The organism is Cellulomonas alba (genome assembly GCF_030362835.1).
Lineage (GTDB): Bacteria > Actinomycetota > Actinomycetes > Actinomycetales > Cellulomonadaceae > Cellulomonas > Cellulomonas alba.
This window is the reverse complement of sequence record NZ_JAUCGQ010000003.1, coordinates 32622-53474: the sequence shown is the minus strand read 5'-3', so window position 1 is coordinate 53474 and position 20853 is coordinate 32622. Positions and strand designations below refer to the sequence as shown.

Sequence of the window (20853 nt, the reverse complement as noted above, 5' to 3'; positions counted from 1 at the left end):
CGAAGGGGTGCGCTCCGGTAGGTTGTGCGCCGTGGTGAGCACCTCGACGACCGACACCCCCCTCGACGCCGTCGGGCGTCCGCTTCCCGACTTCCCGGTGCCCGCGCCCCTGGCGTCGCACGGGCCCGCCCGCGTCATCGCGATGTGCAACCAGAAGGGCGGCGTCGGCAAGACGACCACCACGATCAACCTCGCGGCCGCGCTCGCCGAGCTGGGCCGCCGCGTGCTCGTCGTGGACTTCGACCCCCAGGGTGCGGCGTCGGTCGGCCTCGGGGTCAGCCCGCACGAGCTCGACCGCACGATCTACAACCTGCTCATGGAGCGGGACGCCGACGTCCGCGAGGTGGTGCGGACCACCGCGACCGAGGGCCTCGACCTCCTGCCGGCGAACATCGACCTGTCGGCGGCCGAGGTGCAGCTCGTGGGCGAGGTCGCGCGCGAGTCCGTGCTGTCGCGCGCGCTCCGGCCGCTGCTCGACGAGTACGACGTCGTCCTCGTCGACTGCCAGCCATCGCTCGGCCTGCTCACGGTGAACGCGCTCACGGCGGCGCACGGCGTGCTGATCCCCCTCGAGTGCGAGTTCTTCGCGCTGCGCGGTGTCGCGCTGCTCATCGAGACGATCGAGAAGGTGCGCGACCGGCTGAACCCGCGCCTGCAGGTCGACGGCATCCTCGCGACGATGTACGACCCCCGCACGCTGCACGCGCGCGAGGTCGTGGCCCGCGTCCACGAGGCGTTCGGCGACACGCTGCTGCAGACGGTGATCGGCCGGACCGTGAAGTTCCCCGACGCCACCGTCGCGGCCGAGCCGATCACCACGTACGCGCCGACGCACGCCGGGGCGCACGCCTACCGGCAGCTCGCGCGCGAGCTCGTCGCCCGTGGCGACGCCGCCTGACGCGCCGGCGGTCCCCCTTCCCGGTGCTGCGCCCGCGGGGACCGCGGGCTTCGAGGTGCACCTCGAGAACTTCGAGGGCCCGTTCGACCTGCTGCTCGGCCTGATCGCCAAGCACAAGCTCGACATCACCGAGGTCGCGCTCGCGAAGGTGACCGACGAGTTCATCGCGCACATCCGCGCCGCGGAGCAGCAGTGGGACCTCTCGCAGGCGAGCGAGTTCCTGGTGGTCGCCGCGACCCTGCTCGACCTCAAGGCCGCGCGGCTCCTGCCGTCCGCAGAGGTCGAGGACGACGAGGACCTCGAGCTCCTCGAGGCCCGCGACCTGCTGTTCGCCCGCCTGCTGCAGTACCGCGCGTACAAGGTCGTGGCCGGCGACTTCGGCGAGCGGCTCGCCACCGAGGGGCGGCGGTTCCCGCGCCTCGTGACGCTCGAGCCGCAGTACGCCGCGCTGCTGCCGGAGCTCGTCTGGCAGGTCGGTCCGGACCAGCTCGCCGCCCTGGCCGCGCGCACGCTCGCGCCGAAGCCGCCGCCACCCGGCGTGGACATCAGCCACCTGCACGCCCCGCCGGTGTCGGTGCGCGAGCAGGCGGCCGTGCTCGTCGACCGGCTGCGGCACGGCGGCGCGTCGTCGTTCCGCACGCTCGTCGCCGACGCGGGCGCGACGATCGTCGTCGTCGCCCGGTTCCTGGCGCTGCTCGAGCTGTTCCGCGAGGGTGCCGTGGCGTTCGACCAGGTGACGCCGCTCGGCGAGCTGACCGTGCGCTGGACGGGCGCGGCCGAGGGCGACGTGACGGTGTCCGGCGACTTCGACGAGCTCGACGTCACGGCCGGGCCGGGGGACGAGCCCGACCCCGCGGCCGACGCGGAGGAGCCGCTCGCAGCGGGCGACCCGCAGCAGGTGCAGGACGAGGAAGGGACGGACCGGTGACCGACGCCGACTTCACGGCACCCGGCGACGGGGCGCTCGACGACGAGCCGGACGCGGCGATCGCCGCGGACGACCCCGCGCGCGCGGCCGGTGGACGCGACGACGTCACCGACGTCATCGACGCCACCGACGAGGCGAGCGGCGCCGCGGGCGAGCCCGAGGTCGCGCAGGCCGACGAGCTCGCGTTCGACGTGGACGACCTGCCCGGCGGTGCGCTCGCGGCGCTCGAGGCCGTGCTGATGGTCGCGGACGAGCCGATCCCCGCGGTCCGGCTCGCGGCCGTCCTCGCGCTGCCCACCGCGCGCGTCGAGGCGCTGCTCGACGAGCTGGCGGCGGAGTACCGCGGTGCGTTCGGCGGCCGTCCGCGCGGCTTCGAGCTCCGGCGCGCCGGCGAGGGCTGGCGCATCTACTCGAGCGCCGCCTACGCCGACGTGGTCGGCCGGTTCGTGCTCGAGGGGCAGACCGCGCGGCTCACGCAGGCGGCCCTCGAGACGTTGGCCGTCGTCGCGTACCGACAGCCCGTGACGCGCGGCCAGGTGTCGGCGGTCCGCGGCGTCAACGTCGACGGCGTGATGCGCACCCTGACCGCGCGCGGCCTGGTCGGTGAGGTGGGCACCGAACCGAGCAGTGGCGCGGTCCTGTACGCGACCACGGGATACTTCTTGGAGCGGATGGGCCTGTCGAGCCTCGACGAGCTGCCCCCGCTGGCGCCCTACCTGCCGGACATCGACGCGCTCGAGGGTGTCGACGCGGCGACGGAGGAGACGAGATGAGCCCGCAGGAGCGACGCGGTGGCGGCACCGGCCGAGACGGTGCACGCGGAGGCGGCGCCGGCCGACCGTCCGGCGGCGCGGGCCGCGGTGGCGGCACCGGGCGAGGCGACGCACGTGGCGGCAAGCCGGCGGGCAGCGGCGGCGGCACGGGCGGCACCGGGCGTCCCGGAGCGCGCGGCGCGACCGGTGGAGCGGGCTCGGCGCGCGGTGGCGCGCCCGGACGCGGAGGAGCGGGCGCGGGTCAGGCGCGGGGCGGTGCGGCCGCGGGCCGGGGGTCTGCCACGGGCCGGGGCTCGTCCACGGGTCGTGACGCGGGCCGTGGGACGTCGCCGTCGATCGGTGGTGCGTCGCGTGGCTCGTCCTCGACGGGCGGTCCGGCCCGGGGGACGTCGTCCACGGGTGGTGCGCGTGGTGGCGGGTCGGCCCGCGGTGGCTCGACCTCGGCCGGTGCACCCCGCGGCGGTTCCGCGACGACCCGCGGCACGGGCTCGCCCCGCAACGCGTCGACGTCGCGCGGACCGGCCGTCCGCCCGAGCCGCCCGGGTGCGCCCTGGCCGAAGCAGCCGGTGCGCGGCGCTCGCCGCCGTCCGCCCGCCCAGCCGACGCCCGACCTCGACGTGCACGACCCCGAGGGCGTGCGTCTGCAGAAGGTGCTCGCCAACGCGGGCCTCGGCTCGCGCCGCGCGTGCGAGGAGCTGATCGCGTCCGGCCGGGTCGAGGTCGACGGCCAGGTCGTCACCGAGCTCGGCGTGCGCGTCGACCCGAAGCGGGCCGCGATCCACGTCGACGGGCTGCGCATCCAGCTCGACGCGTCGGTCGTCACGATCGCGCTGAACAAGCCGAAGGGCGTCGTCTCGACGATGCACGACCCGGAGGGCCGCCCCTCGATCGGCGAGCTCGTCGCGAACCGCGAGGAGCGCCTGTTCCACGTCGGCCGGCTCGACGCGGACTCCGAGGGCCTGATCCTGCTGACCAACGACGGCGAGCTCGCGAACCGCCTGTCGCACCCGGCGCACGGCGTCGCCAAGACGTACCTCGTCGACGTCGAGGGGCGCGTGCCGCCGTCGCTCGGCGCGCGGCTGAAGAAGGGCATCGAGCTCGAGGACGGCCCCGCGGCGGTCGACGAGCTGCGCATCGTGCAGGCGCTGCCGCACGCGAGCCTCGTCGAGGTGGTGCTGCACGAGGGCCGCAACCGCATCGTCCGCCGCATCTTCGAGGAGGCCGGGTACCCGGTGACGCGCCTGGTGCGCACCCGCATCGGCCCGATCCGCCTCGGCGACCTCAAGCCGGGCCGCACCCGCGTGCTGGGCAAGACCGAGGTGGGCTCGCTGATGACGTCGGTCGGGCTCTGACGTGGGTGGTCCGGAGGGCGCTCGTCCCGGCGACACCGACCAGCTCGCGACGCGCGGACCGGTGCGGGTCGTCGGCACAGGCCTGCTGGGCGCGTCGGTCGGCCTGGGGCTGTCCACGCGCGGGGTCGACGTCGTCCTCGACGACCCGTCCCCGACCGCGCTCGCGCTCGCGCGCGACGTCGGCGCGGGCCGGCTCGCCGCCGAGGGCGACGCGCCGCCTGCACTCGTCGTCGTCGCCGCGCCGCCGGACGTGACGGCCCGCGTGGTCGCGCAGGAGCTCGGCGCGTGGCCCGAGGCAGTCGTCACGGACGTCGCAAGCATCAAGGCGTCGGTCCTCGCGGAGCTGCGCGCGTCGGGCGCGGACCTCACGCGGTACGTCGGCTCGCACCCGATGGCGGGGCGCGAGCGGTCGGGCCCGTCGGCTGCGCTCCCGGACCTGTTCCTCGGCCGGCCGTGGGTCATCGCGGACTCGGGCACGTCGTCGGCGGACGCCGTGCTCGCAGTGCGCGCGCTGGTGGTGGACCTGGGCGGCCTGCCCGTCACGATGGACGCGGCGGCGCACGACGCCGCGGTCGCGGTGGTGTCCCACGTGCCGCAGCTCGCGGCGAGCCTGGTGGCGGCTCGGCTCGTCGACGTCGACGACGCCGCGCTCGGCCTCGCGGGCCAGGGCCTGCGGGACGTGACCCGCCTCGCGGCGTCGAGCCCTGCGTTGTGGACGTCGATCCTCGCGGCCAACGCGGGCGAGGTGCGCCGGGTTCTCGAGGCGGTGCGCGCGGACCTCGACCAGGTGATCGCCGCGCTCGGCGCGGCGCACGACGCGAGCGGCGGTGCCGCCGTGCGGCCCGGTGCGCTCGCGTCGATCGCGCGCGCCATCGACGACGGGAACACCGGCGTCGCGCGCATCCCGGGCAAGCACGGCGGCGTGCGGCGCGACTACGGCGTCGTCACCGTGCTGGTGCCCGACGAGCCGGGCGAGCTCGCCCGGCTGCTCACGGACGTCGGCCACGCGGGCGTGAACCTCGAGGACCTGCAGCTCGAGCACGCCGCGCGTCGACCGGTCGGCATGGCGGCGATCTCGGTGCTCCCGGGCGCCGTCGAACGTCTCGAGACGGCGCTCACGGAGCGCGGGTGGAGGTTGGTGCGGTGACGCTCGTCGTCGCGATCGACGGGCCTTCGGGCTCGGGCAAGTCCAGCGTGTCGCGTGCCGTGGCGCGCGAGCTCGGCCTGGCGTACCTGGACACGGGTGCGATGTACCGCGCCGCGACCTGGTGGTGCCTGCACACCGGCGTCGCGCTCGACGACGCGGTCGCGGTGGCCGCCGAGGTGCGCCGCCTGCCGCTCGCCATGGGTGTCGACCCGTCGGCACCGGCCGTGACCGTCGGGGGCACCGACGTGAGCGCGGAGATCCGCGAGACACGCATCTCGGAGGCGGTCAGCAAGGTCGCCACCAACCTCGACGTGCGCGAGGAGCTGCGCCTCCGCCAGCGCGCCGCCATCGACGCCGAGCGCGGCGCCGACGGCTTCGCCGGGGGTCGGGGCGTGGTCGCCGAGGGCCGCGACATCACGACGGTCGTCGCCCCCGACGCCGACGTGCGCGTGCTCCTCACCGCGAGCGAGGAGGCGCGCCTCGCGCGCCGCGCGCTCGACGTGCACGGGACGGCCGACGCGACCGCGGTCGAGGCGACGCGCGACCAGGTGCTGCGGCGCGACGCCGACGACTCGACCGTCGTGCAGTTCCACGTCGCGGCCGACGGCGTCGTGACGGTCGACTCGTCGCACCTCGACTTCGAGCAGACCGTCCGGGCGGTGCTCGACGTGGTGGCGGCCCGCGCGTGACCGAGCCCGCGTCGCCGTCGCCCCGGGGACCCGTCTGGGCGCGCCAGGTCGGTCGGTTCCTGGCCCGCGTCTGGTGGGCGACGCGCGTCGAGGGCGCGGAGCACGTGCCGGTGGACGGTCCCGTGCTGTTCGCCGCCAACCACACGGGCGTCATCGACGGGCCGCTGCTGATCGGCACCGCGCCGCGACCCGCGCACATCCTCGTCAAGGACGAGATGTTCCACGGCCCCGTCGGCGCCGTGCTGCGGGGCGCCGGGCAGATCCCCGTCGACCGCGCCGGCGGCCGGGCTGCTCTCGCGGCCGCGCTCGGCGTGCTGCGACGCGGGGGAGCGGTGGGCGTCTTCCCGGAGGGCAACCGCGGCCGCGGCGACGCGACGAGTGCGCGTGCGGGCGTCGCGTGGCTCGCCGTGCACGGGCACGCACCGGTGGTGCCCGTGGCGATCCTCGGCACGCGCCGCACCGGTGAGGCGGTCGGCCACGTGCCCGCGCCGCGACGGCCGCTCCGGGTCGAGTTCGGTCAGCCGGTGCCGGTCACGTGGGACCACCTGACCGGCCGCGCGGGCGTCGCGGCGGCGGGAGAGGCGATCCGCGAGGCGCTCGCCGTGCTCGTCGGACGTGCCGCAGCGCGCACCGGGCTGGCCCTGCCGACCGACGACCCGAACCGCGCCGGCGTCTGAGGCGATCCGCGCCCCCCTGAGCGCACCCGCGCTCGGCGTCGCCGCGACCGCCGATACCGACCCCGCGCGGTGCGGGCCCGTCGGCAGGGGAGAATGGTCGCCATGAGCGACCTCGACCCCGCGCAGCCCGAGCTCGACGCCGCCCTCGACGAGGCGGTCGCGATGCCCGACGAGGCCGGTGACGCCGACCGCGAGCGCGCGCTGCGCGCGGGCCTCGACGAGTACGAGCTCGAGGACGACGACCTCGCGCTGCTGCACGGCGTCGACCTGGGCCTCGAGGAGGGCGGCGGTGCGGAGGCGCTGCCGGTGCTCGCAGTGGTCGGTCGACCGAACGTCGGCAAGTCGACCCTGGTGAACCGCATCCTGGGCCGCCGCGAGGCCGTGGTCGAGGACAAGCCGGGCGTCACGCGCGACCGGGTGAGCTACCCGGCCGAGTGGTCGGGCCGCCGGTTCACCCTGGTCGACACGGGCGGCTGGGAGGTCGACGTCGCGGGCATCGACGCCCGGGTCGCCGAGCAGGCCGAGGTCGCGGTCGCGCTCGCCGACGCCGTCGTGTTCGTCGTCGACGCGACGGTGGGCACCACCGACACCGACGAGCAGGTCGTGCGCCTGCTGCGCCGTTCGGGCAAGCCCGTCGTGCTGTGCGCCAACAAGGTCGACGGCCCGGCCGGCGAGGCCGACGCCGCCGTGCTGTGGTCGCTCGGGCTCGGCGAGCCGTTCCCCGTCTCGGCCCTGCACGGCCGCGGCACGGGCGACCTGCTCGACGCGATCCTCGACGTGCTGCCCGAGAAGTCGGCGCACGGGGTCGCGCTGCCCGACGGGCCGCGCCGCGTGGCGCTCGTCGGCCGACCGAACGTCGGCAAGTCCTCGATGCTGAACAAGCTCGTGGGCGCCGAGCGGGTGGTCGTCGACGACACCGCGGGCACGACGCGCGACCCGGTGGACGAGCTCGTCGCGCTGGGTGGCAAGCCGTGGGTCTTCGTCGACACCGCGGGCATCCGGCGCCGGGTCCACCAGACGTCGGGTGCCGACTTCTACGCGAGCCTGCGCACGCAGGCGGCCATCGAGAAGGCGGAGGTGGCGATCGTCCTCGTCGACGCGTCGTCCCCGATGACGGAGCAGGACGTGCGCGTCGTGCAGGAGGTCATCGACGCCGGGCGCGCCCTCGTCGTGGCGTACAACAAGTGGGACCTCATGGACGAGGACCGCCGGCCGTACCTCGAGCGCGAGATCGAGCAGGAGCTCGTGCAGGTGCAGTGGGCGCCGCGCGTCAACGTCTCGGCACGCACGGGGTGGCACGCGGACCGGTTGGTGCCGGCGCTCGAGCGGTCGCTCGAGTCGTGGGACACCCGCATCTCGACCGGCCGCCTGAACGCGTTCCTCGGCGAGCTCGTCGCGGCGCACCCGCACCCGCTGCGTGGCGGCAAGCAGCCGCGCATCCTCTTCGCGACGCAGGCATCGACGCGCCCGCCGCGGTTCGTCATCTTCACGACCGGGTTCCTCGACCCGGGCTACCGCCGGTTCATCGAGCGCCGCCTGCGCGAGACGTTCGGCTTCGAGGGCACGCCCATCTCGATCGGCGTCCGCGTGCGGGAGAAGCGCCGCCGCTGACGGGCGACGAGGCGCGGCGACGCCGACCGCACGGACGACGACGAGGCCGCCCCGGCCGCGACGAGCGCGGTGGGGCGGCCTCTTGCGTGAGGTCCCGGGGACCTCAGATGGTGATGGCGGCGTTCGAGACGCGGATGAAGGTCCAGTGCGCGGCGTACATCGTCCGCACGTGGATCTTCTTGCCGGGGCGCGGCGCGTCGATCATCTTGCCGTCGCCGACGTAGATGCCCACGTGACCCGTGGTGTGCACGAGGTCGCCCGGACGCGCGTGCGCGCGCGACACGCGCTTGCCGACGTGTGCCTGCGCCGAGGCCGTGCGCGGCAGCTTCTTGACGTGCGTGTCGCGGAAGACGCGCTGCGTGAAGCCGGAGCAGTCCATGCCGTGCCGCGACGTGCCGCCGTGCTTGTAACGGACGCCCGAGTACGTGACGGCGTCCTCGACGATGCGCGAGCCGTACTTGTGCGCGGTGACGGTGGTGCGCGCCTCGCTCTTCTTCACGGAGGTCGTCGCCGGCGTGGAGACCGCGACCACCGAGTGGCGCCCGACGCCGAGCTGGCGAGGCAGGCGGACCTTCGTGGTGCCGGTCGTCTTCACCGTGGCGACGCGCTTGCCGGACACGTAGAGCGTCGTGGTGCTCGGCGTCGCCTTGCCGTCCGCGGTGGTGCGGACGGTGGCGACCGGCGGCGCGCTGCGCTGGAAGGAGCGGTCCACGGCGATCGTCGTGTGCGACGCCACGGTCGGTGTGGTGGTGCTCTGGGTCGTCCCGCCGGTGGTGCCGGCGGCCGGGTCGGTGGCGAACGCCGGTGCGCTCAGCCCCGCCGTCGCGACAACCGCCGTGACGAGCACGCCGAGCGTGCGGCGTACCCCGCGGTGGTGTCGTTCGTTCATGGTCGTGTCCTCCGGGCGACGCGTACGGCACAGCACGGCCTCGTCGAGGTCGTTCGTGTGCTGTTGGCCCGCGCGTCGCGGTCGTCGGTCGAACCTTGTCGGCCGTACGGGGACGGGAGGGTCTCGTTGCGTGCGCCTCGGCACCGCAGCCCCCGCGGAAGGTCCGCGCCAGCCCGTCCGAAGCACCGTAGGCGAGGGAGATGGGTGCAACCCGGCAAATCTGGACAGATGTCCATCACGGCTACGGGGACCACGCAGGATGTTCACGAACCGCCCAGCGCCGCTCCACGAGCGGGCATGCGAACGGCCCGTCCGCGCGGCGGCGGACGGGCCGTTCGTCTCTCCGAGGGCGTGTGCGGCGCTGCGAGCCGCGGCCGACGCGCGTCAGCCGAGCAGCACTGCCTTCTGCGCCTCGAACTCGGCGGGCGACAGGACGCCCGCGTCGCGCAGCTCGGCCAGCTGCTTGAGGTGCGCGATCTTCGTGTCCATGTCGAGCGGTTCCGGCTCGGGGGCGGCGACGGGAGTCACGTAGACCGGCTGGGCGTAGGCCTGCGCCTGCGGCTGCGCGTACTGCGGCTGCGCGTAGCTCTGCTGCGCCGCGGCCTGCGCGTCCTGCTCGGCCCAGCGGCCCTGCTGGCGGCGCTGGACGCGACCGGACACGGCGGACGCGGTCCCCGCGATCACGGCGGTGCGGGCGACCCCGCGGATGAGTCCCGGCATGATGACCTCCTCAGGCTGCGTCGGTGGCGTCGAGTGCGGCGAGGATCGCCTGGACGGGGATGCGCCCGCTCGCGACGAGCTGACCCCCGCCCTCGCGGAGCGCGGTCGCGAACGGTGCGGCCCACGCGTTCTCGTACACGAGGATCCCGGCCGCGCTGCCCGGCGTCAGCGCGTTCCCGGCCTCGGCAAGGTCGTCGTCGCCCAGCAGGTCGGACGACGCGCCCTCGAAGATCGTCAGGTCGAAGTCGCCGTCGACGTCGAGATCCTGGATCGAGACGCCCTGCACGCGGTCGTCGCTGTCCTTGGTGATGAAGCGCAGGTCAAGCACGCGGATGATCCCGCGTTCGACGAGGTCGACGAGCAGCGGGAACGCCGTGCCGTTGAGCCGGTTCTCGGGGAACTCGACCACGAGGTAGTCGATCGGTCCCATCTCCTCGAGCTGCGGTGCCATCTGGGCCTCCCCATCGTGCGCGTCACGCGGCGGCCCGAGGTGGGCCGTCGCTCGTTCGTCAGCCTCATCCGGGACCACGCCGGCGGCGTCACCCGGCTCGGGTAGTTCGGCCAGCCGTTCGAGCCGGCTCAGCACGTCGGCGAGCTCGAGCTGCTCGACCTCGAAGCCGGCCGAAGCGACGGGGTGGGTGTGCGCCACGTCCGCGAGCATGCGCTCCAGCAACGGGCCGACAGGACCACGCACCACGATCTCGACGTCCGCGCGGTCCTCGGGGGAGACGCGGAGCGCGAGGAGCTCGATGCCGAGCGACGCGAGCCGCTGCAGCACACCGTAGAGGGCGGCCGAGTCGCGGACGTGCGCCTCGAGAACCGTCGCGTTCGACCGCAGCCCCACCTCGGACAGCTCGCGCATCGCGGCCGGACGGGGCTTGCCGACGACCGTCAGCTCGAGCCTGAGCGAACTCATCGGCGTGCTCCCCTCGTCCCGCGGTCGTCATCGACTTTCGCCCGGTATGGGTTGGTTCCTCATCACCCCTCCGGGGTAAAGGATGGGCTAGCGTGCGAGCCATGTCGGTGGAGATGGACGCCGAGAACGTCCGCGCGACGGCCGATCGAGCCGCCGGCCGAGGGATGCTGCGCGCGCGGGCGAGCATCCCTCGAGTGCCCCGGACCATCCTGCGCAGCGAGCTCACCGCGAGGTTCGAGGAGGCGGTCGCGCACCGCCTCACGCTCGTGTCCGCGGGGCCCGGCTGGGGCAAGACGACGGCCGCCGCCCGGTGGGCACAACGGCGCAAGGACGTCGCCTGGCTCACGCTCGAGGCGCGGGACGACGGGGCGAGCGCCTTCTGGCAGCACGTGCTGACCGCGATGCGGGTGTCCGGCGCGGTGCCGGCGGCTCACCCGCTCGGCGACCTCCGGGTGCCCACGCGCGTCACCCCGGCCTTCCTGCGGCGGCTGTACAGCGCGATCGAGGCGCTCCCCGACCCGACCGTGCTCGTGCTCGACGACGCGCACCTGCTGACGGACGACGACGTGCTGAGCGGCCTCGCGGACCTGCTCCGGTTCCCCGGGCCGCTGCGCCTCGTGCTCGCGACACGGGCCGACCCGGTCCTGCCGCTGCACCGGCTGCGCGCCGAGGGCGAGCTCGCCGAGATCGTTGCCGAGGACCTCGCGTTCCGTCCCGTCGACGTGATGGCGGTCGCGGCCGCCGAGGGACAGACGATGACCACCGCAGACGCCGGGGCGCTCGTCGAGGAGACCGGCGGCTGGCCGGTGGGCGTCCGGTTGCGCCTCACCGCGGCGCACGAGCCCGCGGTCGACCCCCAGGCATCGGCGTCGGAGTACCTGCTCGCCGAGGTGCTCGAGCGGCAGGAGCACGAGCGGCGCGAGCTGCTGCTGCGTACGAGCGTCACGAGTGCGGTCTGCGCCGACCTCGCCGACGCGCTGGTGCCGGGCGGTGTCTCGGTGGCGGCGTTCGCCGGGCTCGTGTCCAACGACTTCGTGACGGCGACCGGCGGCGCCGGCTGGTTCCGCTACCACCCGCTGCTCCGTGACATGCTGCGCGCGCAGCTGCGCCTCGAGGATCCCGAGGCGTTCCGCGAGGCGCACCGGAGCGCGGCGCGCTGGATGGTGCACAACGGCGAGCCGCGGCAGGCGCTCGAGCACGCGGCGACCGCGGGCGACTGGGACCTGTTCGGCGAGGTGTTCGTCGACTCCGCCGCCGGTGGGCTGCTGGGGCCGGACCGCGAGAGCCTCGCGGAGGCGCTCCGTGCGATCCCCTACGCGGACCTGCCCCATACCGGGACGCTCGAGCTGTGCGCGGCGGCGGACGCCGTCGTCTCGGGCCGCTTCGAGGCGGCGCGTGTCCACCTGGCCGCGGCGCGCCGGCTGCTGGGCACGACGCCGCGTGCGTCCGCGTCGGCGCTGCTCGCCGTGCTGGTCGCGATGGCCGCCCGTGGCACGGGGGACGTGGGTGCCGTCGAGGCGGCTGGTCGGGAGGCCGTCGACGCGCTCGAGCGGGCGCCCTGGCGGTTCCCCGCCTTCGAGTCCTACCTCGTGATCGCGCTGAACAACCGGGACGTCGGGCGACTGCTCGTCGGTGACGTCGCGGTCGCGCGCGAGGCACTGCGCGACCTCGTGCGCGCCTCGTGCGACGGGCCTCCGTCGCTCGCACTGTTCAACGCACGCGCGTACCTCGCGTTCGGCGACCTCGTGGCCGGCGACATCGACGTCGCGGACGCGAGCGCGCGCGACACCCTGGCGGACGCCGAGCGCTGGGGCTGGTCCGCGTCGCTCCAGGTGCGGATGGCGTACGCCGCGGCAGGCATGGCGGGGCTGCTCCGCGGCGAGGACGACGAGGCGGACCGCCTGGTGGCACAGGGGCTGGCCGCCGACGCCGGTGGCGCGGAGCCGTCCTCCGTGCTCGCCCTGCGGTTGCTGCAGACGTTCGTCGCGGTCTCCCGGGGGCGGGCGCACGCCGCCGAGCTCGCGCTCACCGCGGCCGAGGAGGTCGCCACCGCGCTCGGGGGCACCCCGATGCTGCTGCGGGACCTCGTGGTGCGGGCCCTCGCCGAGGTGCAGCTGCTGACCCGCACGGCGCGCACGTGGCACGGCGGCCGGCCGGCGTCGGACGACCTGGCCGTCGCGCAGGTCGCACGCGCCCGGCTGCTCGTCGCGGCGGGGCGCGCGGAGGCGGCGCTGCCGATCACGCGAGACGTGCTGCGGCACGGCGCCGGGCACGCCGATCTCGTCCGGGTCGAGGCGCTCCTCGCCCACGCGTCCGCCCTCGCGCGCCTCTCGCGCCCCGGCGTCGACGACACGCTGTCGCAGGCGCTGGACGTCGCCGGGCCGGACCGGCTGGTCCGTCCGTTCGTGGCGGCGCGCGACGAGGCGCTCGACGCGCGGCTCACCCGCCTGGTCGGGACACGTCACGACCCGGTGGCGCGGGCCGTGCGGGCCCGGCTGCAGTCGGGACCCACCGGACCCGAGCCCGACCCGCTGGTCGAGCCGCTCACCGAGCGCGAGCTCGCGATGCTGAGCGCGCTGCCCACCATGGAGAGCAACGCCGAGATCGCGGCCGACTTCTACGTCTCCGTCAACACCGTCAAGGCCCACCTGAAGGCGCTGTACCGCAAGCTGGGCGTCGCGAGCCGGCGCGAGGCAGTGCGGCGCGGCCGCGAGCTGGGGCTGCTGGACTGACCGCGCGCGGGCCAGCGGATCGACTGCTGGCCCGCACGCGCGCGTCCGGGCGCGTCAGCCGAGCGCGAGCCCTTCCTTGGCCGAGTCCGGGTCCGGGTCGGGCAGGCGCCGCATCCGGAAGCCGTTGACCAGCCCCGCGGCCCCCGCGAGCAGCGGCACGAGCAGCGCGATCTGGAGCGCGCGGGCGCGGACGTCGTCGTTGATGCGCAGCAGCTCGGCCTGCACCGGCTCGGGCTCGTCGGCGAGCATCGTCTGGAGCTGCGCGTCGCTCATCACCTCGGCATCGGTGCGGAGGACCTCGGTGACGTGCTGCTTCTGCCCGGTGTCGAGCACGGTGCTGTCGTCGACCTGGTTGCCGAACCCGACGGAGAGGCTCGCGAGCATCACGGCACCCGCGAACGCGAGGCCGAACGAGAGGCCGAACGAGCCCGCGGCGGAGTTGACTCCCGCTGCCTCGCTGACGCGGTCCTCCGAGACCGGCGAGAGCGTGTAGTTGTTCAGCTGCGAGACGAGGATGCCGAGCCCGCAGCCGGCGACGACGAGCGGCACCGCGAGTGCCCACCCGGACCCGGCGCGCGGCACGATCGGCAGCAGCGCGGCGACCCCGACGACGAGCAGCGCGAACCCGGCGGTCACGAGCACGGCCGGGCGGCGGCGGCCGGCTCGACGTCCGGCCAGCAGTGCCGCGCCGAACATGCTGAGCGAGAGCGGCGCGAGCGAGAGGCCCGCGAGCATCGCGTCGTAGCCGAGCGCCATCTGCAGGAAGATCGGCAGCGCGATCATCGCGCCGCCGAGCGCGATCTGCTGCATGAGCTGCTGCGAGACGCCGATGCGGAACATCGGCGACCGGAACAGGTCGGGGTCGAGCAGGGTCGCGGCGCCCCGACGCTGCCGCCGGACGAGCCACCACGCGAGCCCGAGGAGCGCCGCGGCGCCGACGAGGACGAGCAGCCCGACGGACTCGGCGCCCTCCTGCCACGCGAGCACGCCCAGCACGATGCCGCCCATGCCGAGCACCGACAGCACGGCACCCACCGGGTCCACGGAACGGTCGCCCTGGTAGGGCACGTCGCGCACGAGCCGCGCGCCCGAGACGACGACCGCGATCACGACGGCCTCGAGGCCGAACGCGACACGCCACGACAGGTAGGTGGTGATGAACCCGCCGAGCAGCGGGCCGACGGCGGCGGCGACCGACGCCGCTGCGCCGACGAGCGCGTACACCTTGCGCTGCGCGGGGCCCGAGAAGTTGCCGTGGATCAGCGACTGCATCGCGGGGAGCAGCAGCGACGCGCCGAGCCCGCCGATCACGGCCCAGAACACGATGATCGGCGTGAGGCTCTGCGCGAGGGTCATCGACACGGCGCCCACCCCGTACGCGGAGAGGCCCAGCAGGTAGGCGCGCTTGCGGCCGAAGAGGTCGCCGATCTTGCTGCCGATCAGGATGAACGCGGCCGATACGAGCGCCTCGAGCGCGATGGCGGACTGCACGCCCGACACCGTGGTGCCGAGGTCGCGCACGACCGCCGAGATCGACACGTTCATCAGGGACGTGTCCACCACCAGCACGAACATCGCCATGGCGAGCAGCAGCGCGAGCCGGCGGTCGCCTTGCCAGCCCGTTGGTCCGTTCGGCGTCGACATCCCGTCACCGTGGCATGCAGCCCGCGGACCGACCTCACCCGGGGCGGGTACGGGACCGGGACAGCAGAACGCTGCCCGGGCGGCGGAGGGCGTCCCACCGCCCGGGCAGCGTGACCGCGGCTCGGGTCAGGCTGCCGCGGCCTCCGGCGTGAGGCGGCGCAGCACGAGCTTCACGAGCTCGACCAGCACCAGGTATCCCACGGTCACCAGCAGGCAGAGCCGCCACTGCGAGCCGTCGAGCTCGACGGTGCCGAAGATCCGCTGCAGGCCGCCGAGCGTCGTCACGAGGAACGTCAGACCGATCACGGCGATCATCAGCGCGATGAACCGCCCGTTGGCGAGCGTCGAGTGCTGGAAGATCGTCGCCCGGTCGTCGCGCCACTCCATCGCCGCGACCACGTGCATGAGGGACATCGCGGTGAGCCCCATGGTGGTCGCGGTCGCGAGGTCGTAGTTCTGCTCCCCGTACCAGACGACCAGCAGCGAGGCGACGGCGATCAGGAGGCCCTCGAGCTCGAGTCGTACGCCGAGCGTCCGCCCGATGACGGGCTGGTCCGGCGGCCGCGGCTTGCGGCGCATGAGTCCGGGCGTCGCCGCGTCGAACCCGAGGCCGACCGCGAGCATGACGTCGATCGCGAAGTTGATCCAGAGGATCTGCAGCGGCGACAGGGGAGTGCCGTTCGCGATCGTGAAGATGCCGGCGCCGACGAACGTGAGGATGAACCCGGTGAGCACGACCATCTGGAAGCGCACGTACTTCATCAGGTTGTCGTAGAGCCCGCGGCCGCCCTCGACGGCGGCGACGATCGTCGCGAAGTTGTCGTCGGTGAGGATCATCTCGGCGGCGTCCTTGGTGACCTCGGTGCCGGTGATGCCCATGGCGACGCCGATGTCGGCGCGGGTCAGCGCGGGCGCGTCGTTCACGCCGTCGCCCGTCATCGCGACGACGTTGCCCTGGCGCTTGAGCACGTCGACGAGCCGCACCTTGTCCTCGGGCGCGACGCGGGCCACGACGCCGATGCCGGCGACCTCGCGCTCGAGCACGTCGTCGGGCATCGCGGCGAACTCGGCGCCGGTGATCGCGCGGCCCTCGATGCCGAGCTGCTTCGCGATGGCCGCCGCGGTCGTGGCGTGGTCGCCCGTGATCATGCGGACGCGGATGCCGGCGTCGCGGCACTCCGCGATCGCCGCCTTGGCCTCCTGGCGCGGCGGGTCGACGATGCCGACGAGCGCGAGCAGCTCGAGGTCCGCGATCAGCTCGAGCAGGTCGCCGCTGCCGAGCGCCTCGCGTGGCACGTCGCGCCGGGCGACCGCGAGGACGCGCATGCCCTCGGCGGCGAGCCGGTCGTTCTCCGCCTCGACGAGCTCGCGGCCGGCGTCGATCGGCTGGCCGGTGCCGTCCGCCCCGAGCACGGTCGTGGAGCGCGCGAGCAGCACGTCGGGCGCGCCCTTGACGTAGCAGCGGATGACGCCGTCCATCTCGTGGAAGGTCGCCATGAACTTGTAGGCCGCGTCGAACGGCACCTCGGCCACGCGCGGGTAGGTCCGCCGGGTCTCGAGCACGTCGATGCCCGCCTTCTCGGCCAGCACGACGAGCGCGCCCTCGGTCGGGTCGCCGATGCACGCACCGTCCTCGATCACCGCGTCGCTCGCGAGGGCCATGGGCAGCACGAACGGCTCGAGCCGCACCTCCTGAGTGCCGCCGACGGCGAGGACACGGCCCTGGGTCGAGTACCCCTGACCGTCGACGGAGAACCGGTGGCCGGCGAGCGCGAGGTGGCGCGCGGTCATCTGGTTGAGCGTCAGCGTGCCGGTCTTGTCCGAGCAGATCGCCGACGTCGAGCCCAGCGTCTCGACCGACTTCAGCCGCTTGACGATCGCGCCCTTCGCCGCGAGGTCACGCGTGCCCATCGAGAGCAGCATCGTGACGACCGCGGGCAGGCCGGTCGGGATCGCCGCGATCGCGAGGCTGATGCCGACCACGAAGAGGCTGTCGAAGTCCTGACCGCGCGCCAGTCCCAGCACCACGATGAGCACGAGCGCGAACGCGGCCATCACCGTGATGATCACCGTGATCCGGTCGAGCTGGCGGGCGAGCGGCGTCTTGTCCTGCTCGACCCCCGAGAGCATCCCCGAGATCCGGCCGACCTCGGTGGTCATGCCCGTGTCGGTGACGATCATCTCGCCGCGCCCGCGCGTGACCTGCGAGTTCATGTACGCCATGTCGATGCGGTCGCCGAGGGGCACGTCGTCGCCCGCCACCGGGTCGGTCGCCTTCGGCACCGGTGCGCTCTCGCCGGTGAGCCCGGACTCCTCGATCTCGAGCGACGCGGCGAGCACGATCCTGCCGTCGGCCGGCACCTTGTCGCCCGCCTCGAAGGTGACGACGTCGCCGGGCACGAGCTCCTCGGCGTCGATCTCCTGCTGCCGGCCGTCGCGCCGGACCCGGGCCCGGAGCACGAGCATCTGCCGCAGCGCCGCGACGCTCTCGGCCGCCTTGCCCTCCTGGTGCAGGCCCATGAGCGCGTTGAACACGGTCAGGAGGATGACGATCACGCCCGTCGTCACGTCGCCCAGAGCGATGATGCTCACGAGCGCCGCGCCGAGCAGGACCAGCTGCATCAGGTCGCGGTACTGGCGCAGGAAGGCCAGCCAGACCGGCACCTTCTTCTCCGCCGCGAGTGCGTTCGGCCCGTACCGCGCGCGCCGCTCGGCCACCTGCGCGGCGGACAGCCCGACGGCCGGGTCCACCTCCAGCCTCGAACGCACGGACTCGACCGCGGCGGCGTGCCACGGGGAGTCGGTCGGAGAGAGCTGCGTCGTCGTCATGACGGTTCCTTCCGCCGGCGGGGACGCGACCACGCTCACACCAAGCGGAGGCCCCGACGTCACCCGCCGGGGGTAGACCGTCAGTGCAGCGCGAGCTTGAGCCCGATCATCGCGACGCCCAGCAGCCCGGTGATCAGGGTCGCGCCCACGTGCCGCCAGCCGTGCAGGCCGCCCGCACGGCTCATCCGCCAGCCGACGATCAGCAGGAGCGCGAGGTTGACGGTCAGTGCGACCGTCACGCCGCGCGAGACCTCGACGCCCAGCAGCTGCTCGACGAGCAGGACCCCGACCGGCGCGCCGGACGCCGCGACGAGCGGCCAGCCGTCCGCGACCACGACACGCTCCTCGTGACGCGTCAGCGGCCGGCCGTGCACCGTGCGCGCCGCGATCCAGTGCGCGTACGTCTCGGCGCTCCAGTAGACGACGAGCGTCGCGAGCACGGCCAGGGCGATGTGCGCCAGCCCGAGGTCGGTGGGCGCGGACGCGAGCACCGAGCCGCTGATGATGAGCCCGTACAGGTGGGACGCGCGGCGGCGGTGCAGCCGGCCGCCGTCGAGCTCGGGCTCGGCCGGTGCGTCGTCGGCCGCGGTCGGGGTGCCGTCGTCCTTCGAGGTCACGCCGCCAGTGTGGCATCGCGGGGTCCGGGGCGAGGGGTCCCACGACTACCCGTGGCGGGTGACGACGCAGGTGGGAGCGCCCGACGACGGTGGGGGCGAGCCGACCGACTGATCGACCTCGAGGAGACGCAACGATGAACAGCTTCTGGGACTGGTTCTGGCTGCTGGTGTGGTGGTTCTGCTTCTTCGCCTACCTGATCGTGCTGTTCCAGATCCTTCGTGACCTCTTCCGCGACCGCAGCGTCGGCGGATTCGCGAAGGCCGTCTGGGTGATCGGCCTGATCGTGCTGCCGTTCCTCGTCGCGCTGATCTACATCATCGCCCGGGGCGACGGGATGGCCCGCCGGGAGATGAGGGAGATGGCGGACAACAAGGCAGCCGCCGACGAGTACATCCGCCAGACCGCGGGCGGCGGCCGCTCGGCAGCGGGCGAGATCGCCGACGCGAAGGCCCTGCTCGACTCGGGCGCCATCACCGCGGCCGAGTTCGAGACGCTCAAGGCTCGCGCGCTGGCCGGCTAGCGGTCGATACGGCGCGCGACGGCCGGTCGGTCCCTCCGGAGGGGGTGGGGCCGACCGGCCGAGCCGTGCCCGGGGCCGGTGCCCGCTCCGCCGGGTCGCGGCGCGGCCTCGGGCCGTGACGGACGGCACGTCGTCCGCCCGGGTGAACGGCACTGCCCGACGTGCGGGGGTTCGAACCGGGCCCTAGCGTCGACAGACATGGCAGACCACCCTCCGACGCGCGACGTGGCGTCGCTCATGACGCCGCCCGAGCGCGCCACGGGGGACGTCCCGCTCTTCCTCGGCGGCCGCTACCGCGTGCTCGAGATGCTGGGCCGCGGCGGCGCCTCCACCGTGTACCGCGCGCACGACCTGATGCTCGGCCGAGACGTGGCCGTCAAGGTGCTCGCGCCCGTCCCGCCCGAGACGGACGAGCTCCGCCGCCACGAGGCCGAGATGCGCGTGCTCTCGTCGCTGCGGGACCCAGGGCTCGTGACGCTCTTCGACGCCGGCACGGACCCGGTCGACGGCGGCGCGCACGTCCGGGCCTACCTCGTGATGGAGCTCGTCGCGGGGGAGACGCTCGCGCGGCGGCTCGACGGCGGTGCGCTCAGTGCGCCATGGGCAGCGCGGGTCGGCTGGGCGCTCGCGGGTGCGCTCGCCGTCGTGCACGCACGCGACGTGGTGCATCGCGACGTCAAGCCCGGGAACGTGCTGCTCACCTCGGACGACGCGTTCGACGGCGACGCGGGCCGGGTCGCGGAGCGCTCGCCCGTCAAGCTCGCGGACTTCGGCATCGCGCGCATCGCGGCGGCGACGCGGCTCACGATGACCGGCGCGATCGTCGGCACCGCGACGTACCTCAGCCCGGAGCAGGCCATGGGCGGCGCGATCGGCCCGGCCACCGACGTGTACGCGCTCGGGCTGGTGCTGCTCGAGTGCCTGACGGGCGTGGCCGCGTTCACCGGGACCGTCGCGGAGGTGGCCGCGGCCCGGCTGTCACGCGACCCCGAGGTCCCCGCGTCGGCCGACCCGGCGCTCGCGGCCCTCCTGCGGCGCATGACGGCGCGCGACCCCGCGGCCCGCCCCACCGCCGGCGAGGTGCGCGACGAGCTCGCGGAGCTGCTCGAGCGCGACGCGGCCGCGTGGGTGGCGGCGGAGCCGGGGGGCGTCGCGGGCGCCGAACCGATCCCCGCAGACATCGCAGCGGCCCGTGCGGCTGCCGGTGCGGCTGCCGGTGCGGCCGCGCCGCCGTGGCCGTTCACGGACGACGAGCCGACGGTGCTCCAGCCGGCGGTCGCGCACGTGACCCCGCCGAGGCGCCACGCACCTCGTCGGCGCGCCACGACCGTCGCGCTCGTCGGCGCGCTCGTGCTCGGCGGTGCCACCGCGGCGACCGCGACGGCGCTGCGCTCGAGCTCGCACGAGGCGGGGGCGACGGCCACCGCGGACGCCTGGACGGACGGGCTCGAGGGGGACGTCGCCGCACTGAAGGCGGCGCTGGCCGCCGGTCGCCTCGAGGGGGCGCAGGCGCTGCTCGACCACGCACGCGAGGAGCTGGCCGCGGCTCGCAGGTCCGGCGCCCTGCCGGAGGCGCAGCTCGTGGCGTTCGCGCGCACGCTCGACGGCATCGGTCAGCAGCTGACGGGCGCCGTCGCCGTCGCCGCGGCGGCCGCCGCCCAGGCCCAGGCGCGGCTGGCGGCGAGCACCTCGGCCGCACCGGCGCCGACCACGACGAGCTCGACGCGTACCGTCGCACGCACGGCGCCACGCGCGTCGGCGCCCCCGCACGCGGCAACGCCCGCGCCCGGCGGGAAGGCCGACCACGGCCCGGGCTCAGGGAAGACCAAGCCGAAGGGCGGCCCGGGCCAAGGCCACAAGAAGGGTCCCGGTCCCGGCTGACACGGCGCCGAGGTGGGCACCTGTCGGAG

The 20853-nt window shown here is 74.7% G+C and carries 17 protein-coding genes; 11 read left to right on the top strand and 6 right to left on the bottom strand.

Features of this window, described 5'->3' with window-relative positions:
• Window positions 1–31 precede the first annotated feature (31 nt).
• The 8 genes from QRT04_RS15320 (at window position 32) to der (ending at window position 8075) form a co-directional block, all read left to right on the top strand.
• Window positions 32–898 (top strand): ParA family protein, encoded by an 867-nt coding sequence (locus QRT04_RS15320; RefSeq protein ID WP_289456459.1) that lies wholly within the window; start codon window positions 32–34, stop codon window positions 896–898.
• Window positions 882–1826, top strand: coding sequence for a segregation and condensation protein A (locus QRT04_RS15315; protein WP_289456457.1), 945 nt, complete (start codon window positions 882–884; stop codon window positions 1824–1826). Before QRT04_RS15320 ends, QRT04_RS15315 begins: the two co-directional genes overlap by 17 nt.
• 116 nt (window positions 1827–1942) lie before the next feature.
• Entirely contained in the window at window positions 1943–2599 is a 657-nt protein-coding gene (scpB, locus tag QRT04_RS15310; protein ID WP_407653654.1) for an SMC-Scp complex subunit ScpB, read from the top strand.
• A 566-nt stretch (window positions 2600–3165) separates the two neighbouring features.
• Window positions 3166–3951, top strand: coding sequence for a pseudouridine synthase (locus QRT04_RS15305; protein WP_289456455.1), 786 nt, complete (start codon window positions 3166–3168; stop codon window positions 3949–3951).
• Between the two features lies 1 nt (window position 3952).
• On the top strand, window positions 3953–5098 hold the full coding sequence (locus tag QRT04_RS15300; RefSeq protein WP_289456453.1) for a prephenate dehydrogenase: 1146 nt from the start codon (window positions 3953–3955) through the stop codon (window positions 5096–5098).
• Window positions 5095–5787 (top strand): (d)CMP kinase, encoded by a 693-nt coding sequence (gene cmk, locus QRT04_RS15295; RefSeq protein ID WP_289456451.1) that lies wholly within the window; start codon window positions 5095–5097, stop codon window positions 5785–5787. The genes QRT04_RS15300 and cmk overlap by 4 nt, the downstream gene beginning before the upstream one ends.
• Window positions 5784–6464, top strand: coding sequence for a lysophospholipid acyltransferase family protein (locus QRT04_RS15290; protein ID WP_289456450.1), 681 nt, complete (start codon window positions 5784–5786; stop codon window positions 6462–6464). Before cmk ends, QRT04_RS15290 begins: the two co-directional genes overlap by 4 nt.
• A gap of 102 nt (window positions 6465–6566) precedes the next feature.
• Window positions 6567–8075: a ribosome biogenesis GTPase Der gene (der, locus tag QRT04_RS15285; protein ID WP_407653646.1), complete on the top strand. Its 1509-nt coding sequence runs from the start codon at window positions 6567–6569 to the stop codon at window positions 8073–8075.
• Between the two features lie 103 nt (window positions 8076–8178).
• On the opposite strand, the gene QRT04_RS15280 is transcribed toward der, so the two are convergent.
• The 3 genes from QRT04_RS15280 to QRT04_RS15270 form a co-directional block, all read right to left on the bottom strand.
• Window positions 8179–8964 (bottom strand): C40 family peptidase, encoded by a 786-nt coding sequence (locus tag QRT04_RS15280; RefSeq protein WP_289456448.1) that lies wholly within the window; start codon window positions 8962–8964, stop codon window positions 8179–8181.
• A gap of 384 nt (window positions 8965–9348) precedes the next feature.
• On the bottom strand, window positions 9349–9684 hold the full coding sequence (locus tag QRT04_RS15275; protein ID WP_289456447.1) for an SHOCT domain-containing protein: 336 nt from the start codon (window positions 9682–9684) through the stop codon (window positions 9349–9351).
• Window positions 9685–9694: 10 nt separating this feature from the next.
• A complete protein-coding gene (locus QRT04_RS15270; protein ID WP_289456445.1) occupies window positions 9695–10600 on the bottom strand; it encodes a DUF6325 family protein in 906 nt (301 codons plus the stop codon).
• Window positions 10601–10701: 101 nt separating this feature from the next.
• Between QRT04_RS15270 and QRT04_RS15265 the strand changes: the two genes are divergently transcribed.
• A complete protein-coding gene (locus tag QRT04_RS15265; RefSeq protein WP_289456444.1) occupies window positions 10702–13332 on the top strand; it encodes a LuxR C-terminal-related transcriptional regulator in 2631 nt (876 codons plus the stop codon).
• Window positions 13333–13386: 54 nt separating this feature from the next.
• Here QRT04_RS15265 and QRT04_RS15260 read toward each other — a convergent pair whose 3' ends face one another.
• From QRT04_RS15260 to QRT04_RS15250, 3 genes are all read right to left on the bottom strand, one after another.
• Window positions 13387–14976 carry an MFS transporter gene (locus QRT04_RS15260; RefSeq protein ID WP_289456443.1) on the bottom strand — a complete coding sequence of 530 codons (1590 nt, stop codon included), beginning with the start codon at window positions 14974–14976 and terminating at the stop codon, window positions 13387–13389.
• 126 nt (window positions 14977–15102) lie between these two features.
• Entirely contained in the window at window positions 15103–17805 is a 2703-nt protein-coding gene (locus QRT04_RS15255) for a cation-translocating P-type ATPase (RefSeq protein ID WP_289456440.1), read from the bottom strand.
• 80 nt (window positions 17806–17885) lie between these two features.
• Window positions 17886–18422: a hypothetical protein gene (locus tag QRT04_RS15250; protein ID WP_289456438.1), complete on the bottom strand. Its 537-nt coding sequence runs from the start codon at window positions 18420–18422 to the stop codon at window positions 17886–17888.
• A 134-nt stretch (window positions 18423–18556) separates the two neighbouring features.
• Between QRT04_RS15250 and QRT04_RS15245 the strand changes: the two genes are divergently transcribed.
• Together QRT04_RS15245 and QRT04_RS15240 are read left to right on the top strand one after the other, a co-directional pair.
• The gene (locus tag QRT04_RS15245; protein WP_289456436.1) at window positions 18557–18943 is read left to right on the top strand and encodes an SHOCT domain-containing protein; all 387 of its coding nucleotides are present in this window, start codon (window positions 18557–18559) and stop codon (window positions 18941–18943) included.
• A 198-nt stretch (window positions 18944–19141) separates the two neighbouring features.
• A complete protein-coding gene (locus tag QRT04_RS15240) occupies window positions 19142–20824 on the top strand; it encodes a serine/threonine-protein kinase (protein WP_289456434.1) in 1683 nt (560 codons plus the stop codon).
• Window positions 20825–20853 lie beyond the last annotated feature (29 nt).

Bases quoted from the DNA above. Each gene is read 5' to 3' on its own strand.
- der (WP_407653646.1), top strand. From the start codon at position 6,567: ATGAGCGACCTCGACCCCGCGCAGCCCGAGCTCGACGCCGCCCTCGAC.
- QRT04_RS15280 (WP_289456448.1), bottom strand. From the start codon at position 8,964: ATGAACGAACGACACCACCGCGGGGTACGCCGCACGCTCGGCGTGCTC.
- QRT04_RS15275 (WP_289456447.1), bottom strand. From the start codon at position 9,684: ATGCCGGGACTCATCCGCGGGGTCGCCCGCACCGCCGTGATCGCGGGG.
- QRT04_RS15270 (WP_289456445.1), bottom strand. From the start codon at position 10,600: ATGAGTTCGCTCAGGCTCGAGCTGACGGTCGTCGGCAAGCCCCGTCCG.
- QRT04_RS15265 (WP_289456444.1), top strand. From the start codon at position 10,702: ATGTCGGTGGAGATGGACGCCGAGAACGTCCGCGCGACGGCCGATCGA.
- QRT04_RS15260 (WP_289456443.1), bottom strand. From the start codon at position 14,976: ATGTCGACGCCGAACGGACCAACGGGCTGGCAAGGCGACCGCCGGCTC.
- QRT04_RS15255 (WP_289456440.1), bottom strand. From the start codon at position 17,805: ATGACGACGACGCAGCTCTCTCCGACCGACTCCCCGTGGCACGCCGCC.
- QRT04_RS15245 (WP_289456436.1), top strand. From the start codon at position 18,557: ATGAACAGCTTCTGGGACTGGTTCTGGCTGCTGGTGTGGTGGTTCTGC.
- QRT04_RS15240 (WP_289456434.1), top strand. From the start codon at position 19,142: ATGGCAGACCACCCTCCGACGCGCGACGTGGCGTCGCTCATGACGCCG.